Source organism: Salinivibrio sp. ML323 (assembly GCF_001995745.1).
GTDB lineage: Bacteria > Pseudomonadota > Gammaproteobacteria > Enterobacterales > Vibrionaceae > Salinivibrio > Salinivibrio kushneri.
On sequence record NZ_MUES01000031.1, the window covers coordinates 14705 to 30800 of the forward strand.

General features: G+C 50.6%; 14 protein-coding genes and 1 rRNA gene. 8 read left to right on the top strand and 7 right to left on the bottom strand.

Annotation, left to right across the window (positions count from 1 at the left end; all coding sequences use genetic code 11):
- Positions 1-115: 115 nt before the first annotated feature.
- Both BZG13_RS13295 and BZG13_RS13300 read left to right on the top strand, forming a co-directional pair.
- Positions 116-493, top strand: a complete 378-nt coding sequence (locus BZG13_RS13295; protein ID WP_077486963.1) for a VOC family protein — start codon at positions 116-118, stop codon at positions 491-493.
- 197 nt (positions 494-690) lie between these two features.
- Positions 691-1128: an Hsp20 family protein gene (locus BZG13_RS13300; protein ID WP_069362314.1), complete on the top strand. Its 438-nt coding sequence runs from the start codon at positions 691-693 to the stop codon at positions 1126-1128.
- 627 nt (positions 1129-1755) lie between these two features.
- Here the strand turns inward: BZG13_RS13300 and BZG13_RS13305 are convergent.
- The 3 genes from BZG13_RS13305 to glyQ all read right to left on the bottom strand — a co-directional run bounded on the left by BZG13_RS13305 (position 1756) and on the right by glyQ (position 6341).
- Positions 1756-3009 (bottom strand): valine--pyruvate transaminase, encoded by a 1254-nt coding sequence (locus BZG13_RS13305; RefSeq protein ID WP_077486964.1) that lies wholly within the window; start codon positions 3007-3009, stop codon positions 1756-1758.
- Positions 3010-3350: 341 nt separating this feature from the next.
- Positions 3351-5420: a glycine--tRNA ligase subunit beta gene (gene glyS, locus BZG13_RS13310; protein ID WP_077486965.1), complete on the bottom strand. Its 2070-nt coding sequence runs from the start codon at positions 5418-5420 to the stop codon at positions 3351-3353.
- Positions 5421-5429: 9 nt separating this feature from the next.
- Positions 5430-6341 carry a glycine--tRNA ligase subunit alpha gene (gene glyQ, locus BZG13_RS13315; protein WP_077486966.1) on the bottom strand — a complete coding sequence of 304 codons (912 nt, stop codon included), beginning with the start codon at positions 6339-6341 and terminating at the stop codon, positions 5430-5432.
- Between the two features lie 376 nt (positions 6342-6717).
- Between glyQ and BZG13_RS13320 the strand changes: the two genes are divergently transcribed.
- Positions 6718-7278 carry a TMEM165/GDT1 family protein gene (locus tag BZG13_RS13320; RefSeq protein WP_069362310.1) on the top strand — a complete coding sequence of 187 codons (561 nt, stop codon included), beginning with the start codon at positions 6718-6720 and terminating at the stop codon, positions 7276-7278.
- Between the two features lie 33 nt (positions 7279-7311).
- Here the strand turns inward: BZG13_RS13320 and tusA are convergent, their stop codons facing one another.
- Positions 7312-7560 carry a sulfurtransferase TusA gene (tusA, locus tag BZG13_RS13325; protein ID WP_077459529.1) on the bottom strand — a complete coding sequence of 83 codons (249 nt, stop codon included), beginning with the start codon at positions 7558-7560 and terminating at the stop codon, positions 7312-7314.
- Positions 7561-7681: 121 nt separating this feature from the next.
- Here tusA and BZG13_RS13330 point away from each other — a divergent pair, with 121 nt between their 5' ends.
- Positions 7682-7885 carry a hypothetical protein gene (locus tag BZG13_RS13330; protein ID WP_069362308.1) on the top strand — a complete coding sequence of 68 codons (204 nt, stop codon included), beginning with the start codon at positions 7682-7684 and terminating at the stop codon, positions 7883-7885.
- Between the two features lie 129 nt (positions 7886-8014).
- On the opposite strand, the gene acuI is transcribed toward BZG13_RS13330, so the two are convergent.
- The 3 genes from acuI to fadB form a co-directional block, all read right to left on the bottom strand.
- On the bottom strand, positions 8015-9007 hold the full coding sequence (acuI, locus tag BZG13_RS13335) for an acrylyl-CoA reductase (NADPH) (protein WP_077486967.1): 993 nt from the start codon (positions 9005-9007) through the stop codon (positions 8015-8017).
- A gap of 156 nt (positions 9008-9163) precedes the next feature.
- Entirely contained in the window at positions 9164-10327 is a 1164-nt protein-coding gene (fadA, locus tag BZG13_RS13340) for an acetyl-CoA C-acyltransferase FadA (RefSeq protein ID WP_077486968.1), read from the bottom strand.
- 16 nt (positions 10328-10343) lie between these two features.
- Complete coding sequence (gene fadB / locus BZG13_RS13345; RefSeq protein WP_077486969.1) at positions 10344-12524, bottom strand: fatty acid oxidation complex subunit alpha FadB; 2181 nt, start codon at positions 12522-12524, stop codon at positions 10344-10346.
- Between the two features lie 216 nt (positions 12525-12740).
- Here fadB and BZG13_RS13350 point away from each other — a divergent pair, with 216 nt between their 5' ends.
- The 4 genes from BZG13_RS13350 to BZG13_RS13365 form a co-directional block, all read left to right on the top strand.
- Complete coding sequence (locus BZG13_RS13350) at positions 12741-13379, top strand: YigZ family protein (RefSeq protein ID WP_069362304.1); 639 nt, start codon at positions 12741-12743, stop codon at positions 13377-13379.
- Between the two features lie 67 nt (positions 13380-13446).
- The gene (locus BZG13_RS13355) at positions 13447-14904 is read left to right on the top strand and encodes a TrkH family potassium uptake protein (RefSeq protein WP_077486970.1); all 1458 of its coding nucleotides are present in this window, start codon (positions 13447-13449) and stop codon (positions 14902-14904) included.
- Positions 14905-14946: 42 nt separating this feature from the next.
- Complete coding sequence (hemG, locus tag BZG13_RS13360; RefSeq protein WP_069362363.1) at positions 14947-15471, top strand: menaquinone-dependent protoporphyrinogen IX dehydrogenase; 525 nt, start codon at positions 14947-14949, stop codon at positions 15469-15471.
- Positions 15472-16010: 539 nt separating this feature from the next.
- Positions 16011-16096, top strand: a 16S ribosomal RNA gene (locus tag BZG13_RS13365); the annotation flags it as partial.

A 16096-nucleotide genomic window follows, 5' to 3' on the forward strand; every position in this document is an offset into this window, starting at 1 on the left:
CCTTTTTCATATCTATTCGCGAGGCAAATCGCAATACATAACTGTTTGTATATACAGTTGTTTTTGGCACGAGTAATCTCGTCATTCTCTTAACAGCAGAGTGATAGGAAGCCTTATGTCTATAAAAACGCGTGCTAACCTCCAACTGGTTTATGTTTCTGATATTGAGCTTTCTGTGGGATTCTACCAGCAACTCTTTCAGTGCGAGCCGGTATTTACCAGCCCCAGGTATGTGGCATTTTCAGCGTCTGAACAGGGCGATGCCTTGTTTGCATTGTGGACAGGCGGCGAGCAGCCCTCACCATCAATCACCCGACTGAGTGAAATTGGCATTATGGTACCCACCAATGATGACGTTGATGCGGTTTTTGACCAATGGTCGAACAACCTAACCATCGAGGTGGTGCAGGCTCCTTATGATGATGTGTTTGGTCGAACCTTCGTGGTTCAAGATCCTGATGGGCATCTGGTGCGCGTAGCGCCGCTCGATTAGTGCGATGCGCTGGGGGAGAGTGGTGAGGTATAGAATAGTGCGCCACTCACGAAACAAAAAATTTTACTAACAGCCATTGAAATCAATTTGCGCAACCTTATACAGAGTAATGAGGCGATGCCATTGGGTCGCCGGGGGCTTGTCCGAGTTGGAAGGCCGTAGATAACATTTTATTGCTTCATAGGAAGGGTAAGATTATGCGTAACTTTGATTTCTCTCCACTCTATCGTACTGCAATTGGTTTCGATCGTTTATTCGATCTGGTTGAAAACAGCAATACCAATAATGCGGGTGGATTTCCTCCTTACAATATAGAGCAAAGCCAAGAAAACCAATACCGCATCACCATGGCGGTAGCAGGCTTTAGCCAAGATGAGGTGGATATCACTCAGCAAAAAAATAGCCTAATCGTCGCCGGTAAAAAGGGTGCACGTAATCAAGATACTAAGTTCTTGTACCAAGGCATTGCCGAGCGCGATTTCGAGCGCAAGTTCCAGCTCGATGATCATATTAAAGTGACAGGGGCAGACATGGAAAACGGCATGCTACATATTGATTTAGTACGCGAAGTACCAGAGGAAGAAAAGCCTCGTCGTATCGAAATCGGTAGCCGTTTGCTAGAAAACGCTGAGTAAACCTTAAATCCCGAGTGGTTCACGATAAGGGAGAGGGCAGCCATGCTGCCCTTTTTATCGACTATACACCTAAGACGAGCCTGCCAATCCGTCGTGACATCCGAAGCTGTAAAGCGCCGGATGATTTATCCCGTCCACATAGATCTGTAATACGTGACCAACACTCTGCCGCTGAATGAACAAATACTGGTGTTTCAGTTCCCAACCAAGAACGTCCTCTCTCGATAGATATATTACTGACGGCGAGAGTAATGTTTCACGTGAAACATAGAATACCAATAGCAAACCATCTCGTCTTGCCTTTTAAGCCTAGCCAATGGACGCTCGGGCTGACTACATAGATTGAATCGACGGCTATTTGGGAGAGTGTAGTGGTACGCCATAAGGGTAGTTCCGCTTGCAAGGAAAGCGTGTCATTAGCAGAGCTGGATGATGACTTTTTTGCTGTGAGCCTAATTGGTCTTAAGTGGTGCGAGATGAGCGACTACTTCACCTTGTCCAAAAGTCTCGTGCAATATTTGAATGACGAGTTGTTCTTTGAGTGTTGACTCAAAATATGAGATAGGAAATCTATAAAAGGTTTCACGTGGAACGTCTATTAGCCAGTGTTCCACGTGAAACTAAGGCTTATTCCTCGTTGTAGGCGCGCGCGACTTCTTCAGCGATAATATCAATGCCTTTCTGCATCATCTTGTCATCTTGCACGTAGTTCATTCGGATACATTGCTTAGCATGATCCCAACCTTCGTGATCGACACCAATAAAGAAGTACTCGCCGGGTACCACCAGCACACCGCGCGCTTTTAAACGTTTATATAGCTCTTGGGTGGAGATAGGGAGATCGTTGAACCACAGCCATAGGAAGATGGCACCTTCTGGTTTATGAACACGAACACGTTCATCGTTAATGGTTTCAAGCACCATGTTTAATATTCTTTGCGACTTTTTCTGATAGAAGGGACGAACGACGTCTTTACTCAGGCGGAGTAGGTCGCCACGCTCTATCATTGAAAGTGCCATCGCTGGCCCAACACTGTTGGGAGATAAACTTACAATGCCATTGATATTTGACATGGCTTGGATGACATCTTCGTTGGCGATCACAATGCCGCAACGCACGCCTGGTAAACCCAGCTTGCTCAAGCTTGAGCAGAGTATGGTGTTTTCATTCCAAAACGGTGCGACGTCTTCAAAAATGATATCAGGGAAGGGGGTACCGTACGCGTTATCGATAATTAGTGGAATATTGTTATCACGTGCCAACTGATCAAGCTGATGGATTTCGCTATCAGTGAGTACATTGCCGGTCGGGTTGGTCGGGCGGGAGGCACAGATGGCGCCAATGTTGTCATCAATTGTTAGGCGACTAAAGTCGACGTGATATTTGAATTGACGGTTGTCGAGCAATTCTATTTCAGGCTGGTAGCTGACGAAAATGTCGTCGTTAATTCCGGCGTCACCGTAACCGATATATTCCGGCGCGAGAGGCAGTAAGATTTTTTTGTCGGTGCCATCAGCGTATCGTCCAGCCAATAGATTAAACAGATAAAAGAACGCACTTTGGCTGCCATTGGTCAGCATGATGTTTTTACTTGAGAGTTGCCAGCCATAGGTTTTATTAAGAAGCTCGGCGAGTGCGTTGAGTAAGGCTGACTTGCCTTGTGGGCCATCATAGTTGGCCATCGCATGAACGAGGCTTCCATCATCGAGCATCGATTGGCTCAGTGTTTTGAAGTAATCGAGCATTTCCGGTATCGCAGCGGGGTTGCCGCCACCCAACATAATGGCGTCTGGGTTACGTAAGCCATCATTCAGATCGTCCATTAGTTGCGTGATGCCTGAGTGGTTAGCGAGTTTCTCGCCAAAGTGAGTGACTTCCATGGTTACTGCCTTCAAGGTTCGGTGTTGTTGTTATGGTTAAACAGCCATCAACATACAACAATCTATTGTGCAAAAGAAAGTATCGAGAGCTCGTTATCGGATAATCAATAGGCCTTGCGATTGACGGACTTGTTACGTTATCGGTACACCTTGACCGAACCATTGCAGCAGTGATTTAGGCGCTGATTGTTCCACGTGAAACCATGATGACGCTTCGACAATCATGCGATGGATTGGATAGGGAGAGAGATAATCACGGGTAAGGCGTTAAGAGTAGATACACCTTAATTCAATAAAAAAGCCCCGCGTTATAGCGGGGCCGAGTCGTGTATTGCTGATAATTACTTCTGTAGAACAGAGATATCTGCCACGTTGAGGAACTGCTCACGGATAAGGTGAAGTATCGCCAAACGGTTGGCTTTCAGTGCAGGATCATCTGCCATGACCATCACGTTATCAAAGAAGGTATCAACTGGTGTGCGCAATTGCGCCAGCTCGGTCAACGCGCCTTGATAATCGCTGTCAGCAAATAAAGGTTTAACCGCAGCGACTTTCTCTGCCACTACGTCCGCCAATGCTTTTTCAGCGTCTTCTTGTAGCAAGCTAGCATCGACGCTGCTAGGGAGCTCGCCGTCATACTTGGCCAAGATATTACCTACACGCTTATTGGCGGCGGCGAGTGCTTCGGCTTCTTCCAGACTGCGGAAGTGCGACACCGCTTTAACGCGGCTGTCAAAGTCAGCAGGCTTGGTTGGACGACGGGCTAAAACCGCTTGGATAATATCGACGCTATAGCCCATATCTTGGTACCAGGCGCGGAAACGACCTAGCATAAAGTCGAGGACATCCGCCTCTACCTCTTTGTGAGTCAGACGGTCATCGTACTGAGCCTTGGCATCGCGGATGAGGTCGACAAGATCAAGCTGATAGCCGTTCTCGACGATAATACGCAGAACGCCTAACGCGGCACGACGCAGGGCGAAGGGGTCGCTGCCTTTAGGTGCTTGACCAATCCCAAAGATGCCCACGATGGTATCCATTTTGTCAGCCATCGCGAGTGCTGAGGAGACCGGCGTCGTAGGTAGCTTATCACCGGCAAAGCGCGGCCAGTATTGCTCATTCAGCGCCAGCGCTACGGCTTCGGGCTCGCCATCATGACGTGCGTAGTGCATGCCCATCACGCCTTGGGTTTCAGTGAATTCAAACACCATCGAGGTCATTAAGTCACACTTTGCCAGTTGGCCTGCGCGCTCAGTGTGTGCCTTGTCGGCACCGATACGCTCTGCTATCTGTCCTGCGAGTGCAGTAATGCGGTCGGTTTTATCTTTGATGGTACCCAATTGCTTTTGGAATACCGCGCTATCTAGCTCTGGCAGGCGATCAATCAATGGGCGCTTGCGGTCTGTATCAAAGAAGAACTCTGCATCCGCGAGGCGAGGGCGCACGACTTTTTCATTCCCAGAGATAACCTGCGTCGGATCTTTCGATTCGATGTTAGACACGAAGATGAACTTGGGCAGTAGCTCGCCATTAGCGTCATAAACCGGGAAGTACTTTTGGTCGCCTTTCATGGTGTACACCAGCGCTTCTGATGGCACCTTAAGGAACTTGTTCTCAAAAGAGGCAGTCAGTACCACTGGCCATTCCACCAAAGAGGTGACTTCTTCAACCAAGTCGTCATCAAGCTCAGCAACCCCACCAACCGCGTCAGCCGCTGCTTTGGCATCTTTAATAATCAATGCTTTACGCTTTTCATAATCGGCCATGACCTTACCTTCACGCTCAAGGCGCTCTGGGTATTGGTCAGCATGATCCAGCGTTAAGCTCGATTCACCCATAAAGCGGTGACCTCGAATCACGCGATCGGATGCCACGCCAAGAATGGTGCCTTCAATCAAGGTGTCCCCATACAGCATCACCAAGGTTTTCACTGGGCGGATAAACTGGGTGTCTTTGTCACCCCAGCGCATGGGTTTAGGAATAGGCAGTTTGCTTAGGGCGTTATCGGCCAGTACCGGCAATAAGGCGTCGATGGCTTGGCCAGGTACGTGTTGACGATACAGCAACCACTCACCTTTATCAGTTTTTAGGCGCTCGGCTTCGCTCACATCAATCCCATTACCGCGCGCCCAACCCATGGCGGCTTTGGTGGGATTGCCGTCTGCGTCAAAGGCGGCGCTGACCGCAGGACCGCGTTTCTCAACCACTTTATCTGGCTGGCGATCGCTCAAAGCAGCCACTTTAAGTGCTAAGCGACGCGGGGAGGCGTACCAAGTAATCCCTTGGTGGCTCAGATCAGCGTCTTTCAATTGTGCGTCGAATTGGCTGGCAAAAGCTTCAGCCAAGGTGCGCAAGGCTGTGGGTGGTAGCTCTTCAGTGCCGAGCTCAATCAGGAAATTTTGCGTTGCCATGATGCTCCCTTATTTGCTGTGTCGGCACATCGGGAAGCCTAGCGCTTCGCGAGATGCGTAGTAGGCTTCGGCGACACGTTTAGTCAGTGTGCGAATGCGCAGAATATAGCGTTGACGTTCAGTCACTGAAATGGCTTTGCGCGCATCCAGTAGGTTGAACGCATGACCGGCTTTTAGGATCTGTTCGTAAGCAGGCAAAGGGAGCGGCTGCTCGATATCCAGTAGCTTGGTACTTTCGGCTTCGCACTGATCAAAGTAGCGGAACAGAAAATCAACATCAGCGTGTTCAAAGTTATAGGTTGATTGCTCCACTTCGTTTTGGTGGAAAATATCGCCGTAGGTCACTTTGCCAAATGGGCCATCGGTCCAAACCAGATCATACACAGAGTCGACTTCTTGAATGTACATCGCCAGACGTTCGATACCGTAGGTAATCTCACCCGTGACCGGTTTACATTCCAATCCGCCGACTTGCTGGAAGTAGGTAAACTGGGTGATCTCCATCCCGTTCAGCCAGACTTCCCAACCTAGGCCCCAAGCGCCCAGCGTTGGGTTTTCCCAGTTATCTTCCACAAAGCGAATGTCGTGGACTTCTGGATCAATCCCCAGCACACGCAGCGAGCCTAAATACAGCTCTTGAATGTTATCGGGTGACGGCTTCAGGATGGTTTGAAACTGGTAGTAATGCTGCAGACGATTCGGGTTCTCGCCATAACGCCCATCGGTAGGACGACGAGAAGGTTGAACGTAAGCCGCTGCAATGGGCTCTGGACCAAGTGCACGCAAGCATGTCATCGGGTGGGAGGTACCTGCACCCACTTCCATGTCTAGCGGCTGAACAATGGTACAGCCTTGCTGGGCCCAATAATCCTGCAGCGCGAGGATCATACCCTGAAAGGTTTTGATATCGAATTTATGCATTGTCAGGTTCGCGCGAGTTGATGAATGGAGAAAATAGCTGGCAATTATAACTCGCAGCGCGCCCAAGCAGTAGGGGGCTGGCGGATTTTTGTGCGCCTTTGATGCGCTTATTTTCTGCGTACGGGGGCAGGAGGAATAGAAGTTGCCAAGCGAGTGTTCAAATCGTACACTAGCGGCGTCTTGGGGAGTAGTCGACCACTGCACAGTCAGTGGGGCAATCATCAACATAGTTGAAGCAAAATCTTCATGGTGATTGCAAGCCTGCCATTAGGTGCTCTGGGCTTGACGAGACCAACGACAATCGCACGAACCGGGGTGGGGCGTGTGTGTTGTCGTGGTTGAATCATAATAAGCCCTGCCCCAGATGAGCAATGTCATGAGCGTTCTTGCTATTTCTATCTCCACCGTCACCTTGGCGGAAATCGGGGATAAAACCCAATTATTATCGCTAGCGTTGGCGACCCGGTTTCGAAAACCTGCGGTGATTGTCAGTGCCATTTTATTGGCGACACTAGTGAATCACGCCATTGCCGCCTGGCTTGGCGTGGTCGCGGCCGATATCCTGACCGATACCGTATTGCATATCATTTTGATTATCAGCTTTAGTGTGATGGCGGTATGGATGCTGATCCCTGACAAGCTTGAAGATGAAGGGATTCAGGGCAAAAGCGCGTTTTGGGCGAGCTTCTGTGCGTTTTTTGTCGCAGAAATTGGCGATAAAACCCAGCTCGCCACCACGGCATTGGGGGCACAGTTTAATGAAGCATTGTGGGTGGTGGTGATTGGGTCAACCATTGGTATGCTGCTAGCCAACGTCCCTGTGGTGCTGGCCGGTGATAAAATTCAGCGCCATGTCCCGCTCGCTGCCGTACGGGCGCTCGCCGCAGCCATGTTTGCGGCGTTGGCTGTACTGGATACCTGGTATCTATTGAGTTGACGCAAGACAATGGTGAATCGGTAAGGGTTGGCGTTATGCCAGCCCTTTTTTGATCAAAAACTGGAATGGCACGCTCTCTGTTTGGGCTGCGACCAGGGTATGGTCCATAAAGCGACAAAAGCTGGGAATATCCCGTGTTGTGGAGGGATCATCCGCGGTAATCAGCAAGGTCTGACCGTCATCCATATGACGGATACGCTTACGCACCATCATTACAGGTTCCGGGCAGCGCAAGCCTAAGGCATCGAGTTGGAGATCAGCGTGGTCAAAAGCGAGTGTCATTGTTGTTACCTCAAAAAGTGTCGACTTGATCATACTTATGGCGACAAATTATTCAATCAGGGTTGCGCTTGTAAATGGTTTGTGTAGATTATTTAACAAGTTATTAACTAAAGGCGAGAGCATGAGAAAAGCGCAAACGGGCAAATTGAGCTTGGCTTATGGACACCGTATCGCTGCTTACACAGGGCTGAGCGGATTCGCTTTTTGGGGATTAACGCATAGTCATGAGCACACTCTCTTGGCAACACTAGCAGTCTGCGCCGCAGCTTTGGGGTTATTGGTAGAAGCCTTATCGGCCTCAACGCCACGCTCGCAGCCTGACTAGGCTAACTCACTCAACAGCTACACTCACTCCCAGTTTTCTTGGGCTTCCCCGCTCTTCGAGCGGGATTTTTTTTGTCTGTGCGTCGACAAAAAAGACCAATCCATCACAAAGATTGGCCTTTTGCTTGCGTTAGCCTTGGTAAGCGATATCAATCACGACGCGACCTTTAACCTCGCCCTGAATAATTTTATTCGCATACTCTGGGGTTTGCGCCAGAGCGATGGTGTGGCATGCCTGTTCAAAGTAGCTGGCGGGCAATAGCTTGGTCAGTGACTGCCACGCAGCTTGACGTTGCGCTTTCGGGCAAGAGACGGAGTCAACTCCTTGCAATCGCACATTGCGCAAAATAAACGGCATCACAGTGGCGGGTAAGTCAAAACCGCCGGCAAGGCCGCATGCGGCAACCGTGCCCCCGTAGTGGATTTGTGAGAGAACATTGGCGAGCATTTGACTCCCAACAGTATCAATCGCGCCTGCCCACTGTTGCTTATCCAGCGGGCGGCCGGGTGCGCTAAAGGACTCGCGTGGGAGTACCTCGTCAGCGCCCAGTTGTTTAAGCCACGCTTGATTGTCTTCAAGACGGCCTGTGACGGCACTGACGCGATAGCCCAATGCATGCAATAAGGTGACCGCGACAGAGCCAACGCCGCCACTGGCACCGGTGACTAACACTGGGCTATCTTCAGGTTTGACGCCACCATCGATTAAGGCTTGCACACATAACATCGCGGTAAACCCCGCGGTGCCTACCATCATTGCTTGTTGCGCAGAGAGTCCCTCTGGAAGGGGAACGAGCCAGTCGCCATTAACACGCGCTTTCTCTGCCATGCCTCCCCAGTGTGCTTCACCGACGCCCCAACCAGTAAGCACCACTTTATCTCCGGGTTGATAGTCGGGGTGTTGGCTATCAGCAACCGTGCCGGCAAAGTCGATACCTGGCACCATCGGGAATTGGCGAACAATCTTGCCTTTTCCGGTGATGGCCAAGCCGTCTTTATAATTCAAGGAGCTAAAATCGACATCGACAGTCACATTACCGTCTGGGAGCAAATCGTCATCGAGCGAGGTGATTTTCGCGAAGGTTTGYTTCTCGTGTTGTTCAAGGACAAGCGCGTTAAACATAGCATTCTCCCGGTTGAAGTCTGTGAGCGGCCATACTAGGCCGGATGAAGTGACCACCACTTGCGTTACATCAATCACTATGCGATTGCGAGCGGGGTGACGCAAGCCAAAAAAAAGAGCGGACTCAGCCGCTCTTTGTTAATGATAGGTTCATCGTTAGACGCGTTCGAACACAGTGGCGATGCCTTGGCCTAAGCCAATACACATGGTTGCCAAACCTATCGTCGCATCTTGGCGCTCCATTTGATGTAACAAGGTGGTCGAGATGCGTGCACCGGAACAACCTAATGGGTGACCCAGCGCAATGGCACCACCGTTGAGGTTAACCTTGTCATCCACTTTGTCCATCAGGCCAAGATCTTTGACACAAGGCAAAGACTGGGCGGCAAATGCCTCATTCAGTTCGACCAAGTCAATGTCATCGATGCTTAGGCCCGCACGTTTGAGCGCTTTTTTGGTCGCAGGGACTGGACCGTAGCCCATAATCGAGGGATCGCAACCCGCAACGCCCATGGCGCGGATACGTGCACGGATAGGCAGCCCCAAGGTTTTGGCCTTTTCTTCACTCATCACCAGCATTGCAGAGGCACCATCCGATAATGCCGACGACGAGCCAGCGGTGACTGTGCCATTGGCAGGGTCAAAGGCTGGGCGCAGGCCAGCGAGGCTCTCGACGGTGGTTTCGGGACGAATGACTTCATCGTCTTCCACTAACGTCAATAAGCCATCGGCATCATGGCCTTCAATGGGCGCAATCTCATCTTTAAAGCGGCCTTCCACGGTGGCGGCATGCGCACGGGCGTGGGAGCGCGCAGCAAATTGGTCTTGCATTTCACGGCTGATGCCATGCATACGGCCGAGCATTTCAGCAGTGAGCCCCATCATGCCTGCCGCTTTGGCAACGGACTTCGACATCCCTGGGTGGAAGTCGACCCCATGATTCATCGGCACGTGACCCATGTGTTCAACCCCACCAATGATGAAGGTATCGCCGTCACCCACCATAATCGCGCGAGCCGCATCGTGTAGTGCCTGCATCGACGAGCCACACAGGCGGTTGACGGTAGTCGCGCCCACATTATGTGGAATGCCAGCAAGGAGTGCCGCATTACGGGCAATATTAAAGCCTTGCTCGAGTGTTTGCTGTACACAGCCCCAGTAAATGTCTTCAATGCTGGTGCTTTCTACCGCAGGGTTGCGCGCCAACAGAGATTTCATCAAGTGCGCTGAGAGATCTTCGGCGCGGACGTGGCGAAACACACCGCCTTTTGAGCGGCCCATTGGGGTACGGATACAGTCAACGATCACTACATTGTTCATTGTTCTCTCCTTAAACTTAGGCTGATTGCGGTGCGTTGACCGGTGTGACATCAAAGTAAGCCTGTTTATCGCCGGCACGACGTTTCATATCCGCAGGAACATGATACAAAGCGCCGAGATCAGAGAATTTGTCTGCCATGGCGACGTAGTTATCAACACCCAAGGTATCGACATAACGGAAAGCACCACCTCGGAATGGCGGAAAGCCAATGCCATACACCAAGGCGATGTCTGCCTCAGCCGGAGAGGCGATAATGTTTTCTTCCAGACAACGGGCGACTTCGTTGATCATCGGCACCATCATGCGCGCGATAATGTCTTCGTCACTGATCTCTGCCTGGCCACCCTGGATGACGGGGGCGAGCAGTTCAGGGACAGCTTCATCAGCCTCTTTTTTCGGCTTGCCTTTTTTATCTGTGCTGTAGCGGTAGAAACCTTTGCCGTTTTTCTGACCGAAGCGCTCGGCTTCAAACATCACATCAATGGCATCGCGGCCAGATTTGCTCATACGATCTGGGAAGCCTTCCGCCATCACCGCCTGTGCGTGGTGCGCGGTATCAATCCCGACCACGTCTAGCAGATACGCCGGACCCATCGGCCAGCCGAATTGTTTTTCCATGATCTTGTCAATGCGTTGAAAGTCTACGCCGTCGCGTAGTAGCAAGCTAAAGGCATGGAAGTAGGGGAACAATACGCGGTTGACGAAAAAGCCGGGGCAGTCGTTCACCACCACGGGTGATTTACCCATCTTGGCGGCGTAGGCCACGACGCGTGCAATGGTCTCATCAGAGGTTTTATCGCCGCGGATAACTTCCACTAATGGCATGCGGTGAACTGGGTTAAAGAAGTGCATGCCACAGAAGTTTTCAGGGCGCGATAAAGACTTCGCCAGTGTGTTGATAGGAATCGTGGAGGTGTTAGAGGCAATCACCGTCTCTTCGCTAACCAGCGCTTCGACCTCTTTGAGCACACTGGTTTTCACTTTCGGGTTCTCGACTACGGCCTCGACCACCACATCGCTGTGCTCAATGCCAGCATAGTGGAGGCTTGGAGTGATTGACGACAGCACTTGACCCATTTTAAAGCCATCGACGCGTCCACGCTCTAACTGCTTATTCAGCAGCTTGGTTGCTTCTTTCATGCCGAGGTCTAGCGAAGCCTGGGCGATATCTTTCATCATCACAGGTACGCCTTTAAGCGCCGATTGGTAGGCAATACCGCCGCCCATAATGCCCGCGCCGAGCACAGCGCCTCGCTCCGTATCTTTACCTTGTTTGGCGGCTTGTTTGGCGTTGCCTTTGATGACTTGGTCATTGAGGAAAATCCCCACCAAGGCTTGCGCCACATCGGTTTTAGCCAGCTTAACGAAATAGCGATTTTCAACCTTGAGCGCCTCATCGCGTGTCATCCCTGCGGCTTCTTCAATGGCCGTCACGGCGGTCATTGGTGCGGGGTAATGCTTGCCAGCAACTTGCGCCACCATACCTTTGGCCATGGTAAAGCTCATCGCCGCTTCGGTACGATTCAGACCCAAAGGTTGTTTTTTCTGTTGGCGACGACTCTGCCAATCAATTTTCTCGTCGATTGCTTGGCTAAGCATTCGAATCGCTGCGTCGCGAAGGTTGTCATTCTCGACGACCGCATCTACCAAGCCTTCTTTGAGAGCGGCAGAGGCACGTTTGTCTTTACCTGCCGTGATGATTTCCATCGCAGTATCCGCGCCGATAAGCCGCGGCAAGCGCACGGTGCCACCAAAGCCTGGCATGATGCCTAACTTGGTTTCAGGCAGGCCAATACGCGCATCCTTGCCCGCGACACGCAGATCCGTGGCGAGTATGCATTCACAGCCACCGCCTAGCGCATGACCCTTGATCGCGCTAAGGGTTGGGTAGGGCAAGTCTTCTAAACGATTGAAAATGGCATTGGCGCGAGATACCCAATCAGACAGTTCTTGGTCGGGTTTAGCGAACAGGCCGAGAAACTCGGTGATGTCGGCACCGACAATAAAGGCTGATTTGGCAGAGGTTAGCAACAGCCCCTTGATGTCATCGCGACCCGACAAAGCATCGAGGGCTTGGTCTAAGCTTTCTAGCGTTGCCAAATCCAGTTTGTTGACAGAACCTTGGCTGTCTAAGGTCAGCTCTGCAATGCCGTTATCCAATGCACGAACTGAAAGGTTATCTCCTTGGTAGATCATGGTTGTTCTCCACGTTGGCAGTACCATCCTGGTTGAATAGTGTTCTGGTTAGACCAGATGCGACCTAGTGTGGATCATTGTTATAAGAAATGACAACCAAAAGTTAAACGAATGTTTAAAATATGTGGTGTGGGTTGTTTTTACTATGGCCGAGTCCCTGTCGTGCTTGGGGGAATATGGTACAGTGCGTCGCTGAGACACAAAGGGTGTACCAGGATGCCAATCACGCCATATGCCGTGCCAGCCGAAACCGTAAGGCACGAGCTTGAAATAAAAAAAAGTCGGTTTATCACCTATCTTGCCCATACGCCTGGAGAAGAAGAGGCGAAGCAGTTTATTCAGTCGCTGCGAGAAACGTACCCTGATGCTCGCCATCACTGCTGGGCATTTGTCGCAGGTCGGCCTGAATCTTCCGTGCAATGGGGATGTGGTGATGACGGTGAGCCCGCGGGAACCGCAGGTAAGCCGATGCTTGCGCAACTTTCAGGCGCGAACGTTGGTGAGGTTTGTGCGGTGGTGGTGCGCTACTTTGGTGGGATCAAATTGGGTACTGGCGGGCTGGTAAAGGCGTATGGCAGTAGTGTGCAACAAGCCCTGGGCCTTTTGACCACGCGGGAAGTGGCAGTGACCGTCCCTTACACGATAAGCTGTGAATATGCTCACATTGACACGATAGAGTCATTGCTTAAGCAGCACGATGGCGTTCAGCTCGATGCAGAATTCAGCCATAATGTGCGACTGAGTGTGCGTATCGATGCGCGCTATATCGATGTGTTTCTTGAGGCACTTAAAAATCAAACTCGCGGGCAAGCACACGCGCACCCGTTAGAACATAAGACAACGTCAGGCACTTAGCCTGCTTTACGTGTAACGACGAGACGGTAGAAAGTCGCTACCGCCGATAAGAGGGCCACGTCAGGCTATGCAATTTCGTTCCATTACCCGCATTGTCGGACTCCTGCTGGCCCTGTTCAGCATTACCATGCTAGCGCCTGCGCTGGTTGCGTTTATCTATCGCGACGGTGCGGGCTATCCCTTTGTATTAACGTTTTTCCTCCTGCTAGCGGGTGGTGGGTTACTTTGGTTCCCTAACCGAAACTATCGACACGAGCTTAAAGCACGTGATGGTTTTTTGATTGTTGTCTTATTCTGGACGGTGATCGGTAGCGCCGGCTCGGTGCCGCTGATGTTATCGGAGCAACCCGATTTATCGGTCAGTGAAGCCTTTTTTGAATCCTTTTCTGGCTTAACCACGACGGGGGCAACCGTCATCGTGGGGCTGGATGAGCTTCCCAAAGCGATTTTGTTTTATCGCCAACTGCTTCAATGGCTCGGGGGCATGGGGATCATTGTGCTGGCAGTGGCAATCTTGCCTGTGCTCGGTATCGGTGGGATGCAGCTATATCGAGCTGAGATCCCAGGCCCTGTGAAAGATACCAAAATGACACCACGGATAGCGGAGACGGCCAAAGTGCTTTGGTATATCTACCTGACGTTAACCGTGAGCTGTGCCTTGGCTTATTGGCTGGCGGGTATGTCTGCGTTCGATGCCATTGGGCATAGCTTTTCAACCGTGGCGATTGGGGGGTTCTCAACCCATGATGCCAGCATTGGGCATTTTGATAGCACTGCCGTTAATCTTATCACCGTGGTGTTTTTACTGATCTCTGCGTGTAACTTTTCGCTTCACTTTGCGGCCTTTGCTAATAATGGGCTCAATCTAAAGTTTTACTTGCGCGATCCAGAATTTCGCGCATTTTTGGTGATTCAGCTTCTATTATGGCTGGTGGTGTTTGCCATGCTGAGTGGACATCAGGTTTATAACAGCTCCACGGAAACCTTCACCCAGGCGCTATTTCAGTCGGTATCAATATCAACCACCGCGGGTTATACCACCACTACGTTTGCTCACTGGCCCTTGTTTCTCCCTGTTTTACTCTTGTTCTCGTCATTTATTGGTGGGTGTGCAGGCTCGACTGGTGGCGGGATGAAAGTGATTCGCATCCTGCTGTTGTCACTGCAAGGGACGCGCGAGCTAAAACGCCTGGTGCACCCACGCGCGGTATACACCGTTAAAGTGGGTAATAAGGCGTTAAGGCAGCAAGTGGTCGATGCCGTATGGGGTTTTTTTTCCGCCTACGCATTAGTGTTTGTCATTTGTATGTTGGCTTTGATAGCGACAGGCATTGAAGAACTCACAGCTTTCTCCGCCGTTGCTGCGACTCTCAATAACCTAGGACCAGGGCTAGGCGAAGTGGCTGCTCACTTTGGCGATATTAATGACACGGCGAAGTGGGTATTGATCCTTGCGATGTTGTTCGGCCGTTTAGAGATATTTACATTATTAGTTTTATTTACGCCTACATTCTGGCGGAGCTAGTTGAATAGGGAAGGAGAGGACATGAGCGAGCAAACCGACGCAGTGCAGAAAGTCTTGTTGCTACATTCGAGCCGAGAAGGGCAGACCAAAAAAATCCTGCACTTTATCGAGACGCAGCTTGGCTCGTCGGCGCAGTGTGAGATTAAGGATATTCATCAGCTTCCTTCAGCGGATTTAACAAAGTACGACCGGGTTTTGATTGGCGCGTCTATTCGCTATGGCCACTTTAATAAAAAGCTGTATCAATTTATTGAAGCACATGCAGATCAGCTTAAAGCGGCGAAAGCAGCATTCTTTAGTGTCAATCTCACTGCGCGTAAACCAGGCAAAGATACGCCAGAAACCAGCGCTTATAGCCGTAAGTTTATCGAGAAGTCACCTTGGACGCCTGAACTGCATGGCGTCTTTGCTGGCGCACTCTATTATCCACGCTATAAATGGTTCGATCGGATGATGATTCGCTTAATCATGCACATTACCGGTGGGGAAACGGATACGACCAAAGAGGTGGAATACACCGATTGGCAAAAAGTCGAGGAGTTCAGCGAGCAATTTGCCCGTTTTTAGGCCATAACGTTGATTGTTTGACCGAATGGCGACTTTTTCCTAAAAAAGTCGCTTTTTAGTCTTGCCAAGGTGAGCAACTTCTCTATAATGCGCCTCCATCGACACGGCACGCAGGGCAAGCGCTCAGCGAGCATGTCGAGGCAAAAATCAAATAAAAATAAACGCTTGACGTGAGTTTTTAAAAGATTAAGATAGCCGTCCACTTAACGCTAAGCGTTAGGGAAGTCAAAAAGAGGTTTTGTTTCACCCGGTTGGGTTGAAAATGAAAGATAAAATTTCTTCTTGACTTTAACGGCAAGGCGCGTAAGATACGCAGCCCTGACCAAGCGAAGCGCCGCTTCGCACAGTCAACGCTCTTTAACAATTTGACCTATGCAATCTGTGTGGGCACTCGTTAAGAATAGATAAAAAGATTTATTCGATGAGCTGAGTGACCAAACGATAACTTTTAGTTATTCGGCACAGTCAATTCGTTTGTCTCTTCGGAGATAAACAGTAATCAGTATTCATTGAGCAGTTTCTACGGAAACACCAAACTTAAATTGAAGAGTTTGATCATGGCTCAGATTGAACGCTGGCGGCAGGCCTAACACATGCAAGTCGAGCGGAAACGGCAGCATTGAAG

Bases quoted from the DNA above. Each gene is read 5' to 3' on its own strand.
- BZG13_RS13295 (WP_077486963.1), top strand. From the start codon at position 116: ATGTCTATAAAAACGCGTGCTAACCTCCAACTGGTTTATGTTTCTGAT.
- BZG13_RS13300 (WP_069362314.1), top strand. From the start codon at position 691: ATGCGTAACTTTGATTTCTCTCCACTCTATCGTACTGCAATTGGTTTC.
- BZG13_RS13305 (WP_077486964.1), bottom strand. From the start codon at position 3,009: ATGGAAGTCACTCACTTTGGCGAGAAACTCGCTAACCACTCAGGCATC.
- glyS (WP_077486965.1), bottom strand. From the start codon at position 5,420: ATGGCAACGCAAAATTTCCTGATTGAGCTCGGCACTGAAGAGCTACCA.
- glyQ (WP_077486966.1), bottom strand. From the start codon at position 6,341: ATGCATAAATTCGATATCAAAACCTTTCAGGGTATGATCCTCGCGCTG.
- BZG13_RS13320 (WP_069362310.1), top strand. From the start codon at position 6,718: ATGAGCGTTCTTGCTATTTCTATCTCCACCGTCACCTTGGCGGAAATC.
- tusA (WP_077459529.1), bottom strand. From the start codon at position 7,560: ATGACACTCGCTTTTGACCACGCTGATCTCCAACTCGATGCCTTAGGC.
- BZG13_RS13330 (WP_069362308.1), top strand. From the start codon at position 7,682: ATGAGAAAAGCGCAAACGGGCAAATTGAGCTTGGCTTATGGACACCGT.
- fadA (WP_077486968.1), bottom strand. From the start codon at position 10,327: ATGAACAATGTAGTGATCGTTGACTGTATCCGTACCCCAATGGGCCGC.
- fadB (WP_077486969.1), bottom strand. From the start codon at position 12,524: ATGATCTACCAAGGAGATAACCTTTCAGTTCGTGCATTGGATAACGGC.
- BZG13_RS13350 (WP_069362304.1), top strand. From the start codon at position 12,741: ATGCCAATCACGCCATATGCCGTGCCAGCCGAAACCGTAAGGCACGAG.
- BZG13_RS13355 (WP_077486970.1), top strand. From the start codon at position 13,447: ATGCAATTTCGTTCCATTACCCGCATTGTCGGACTCCTGCTGGCCCTG.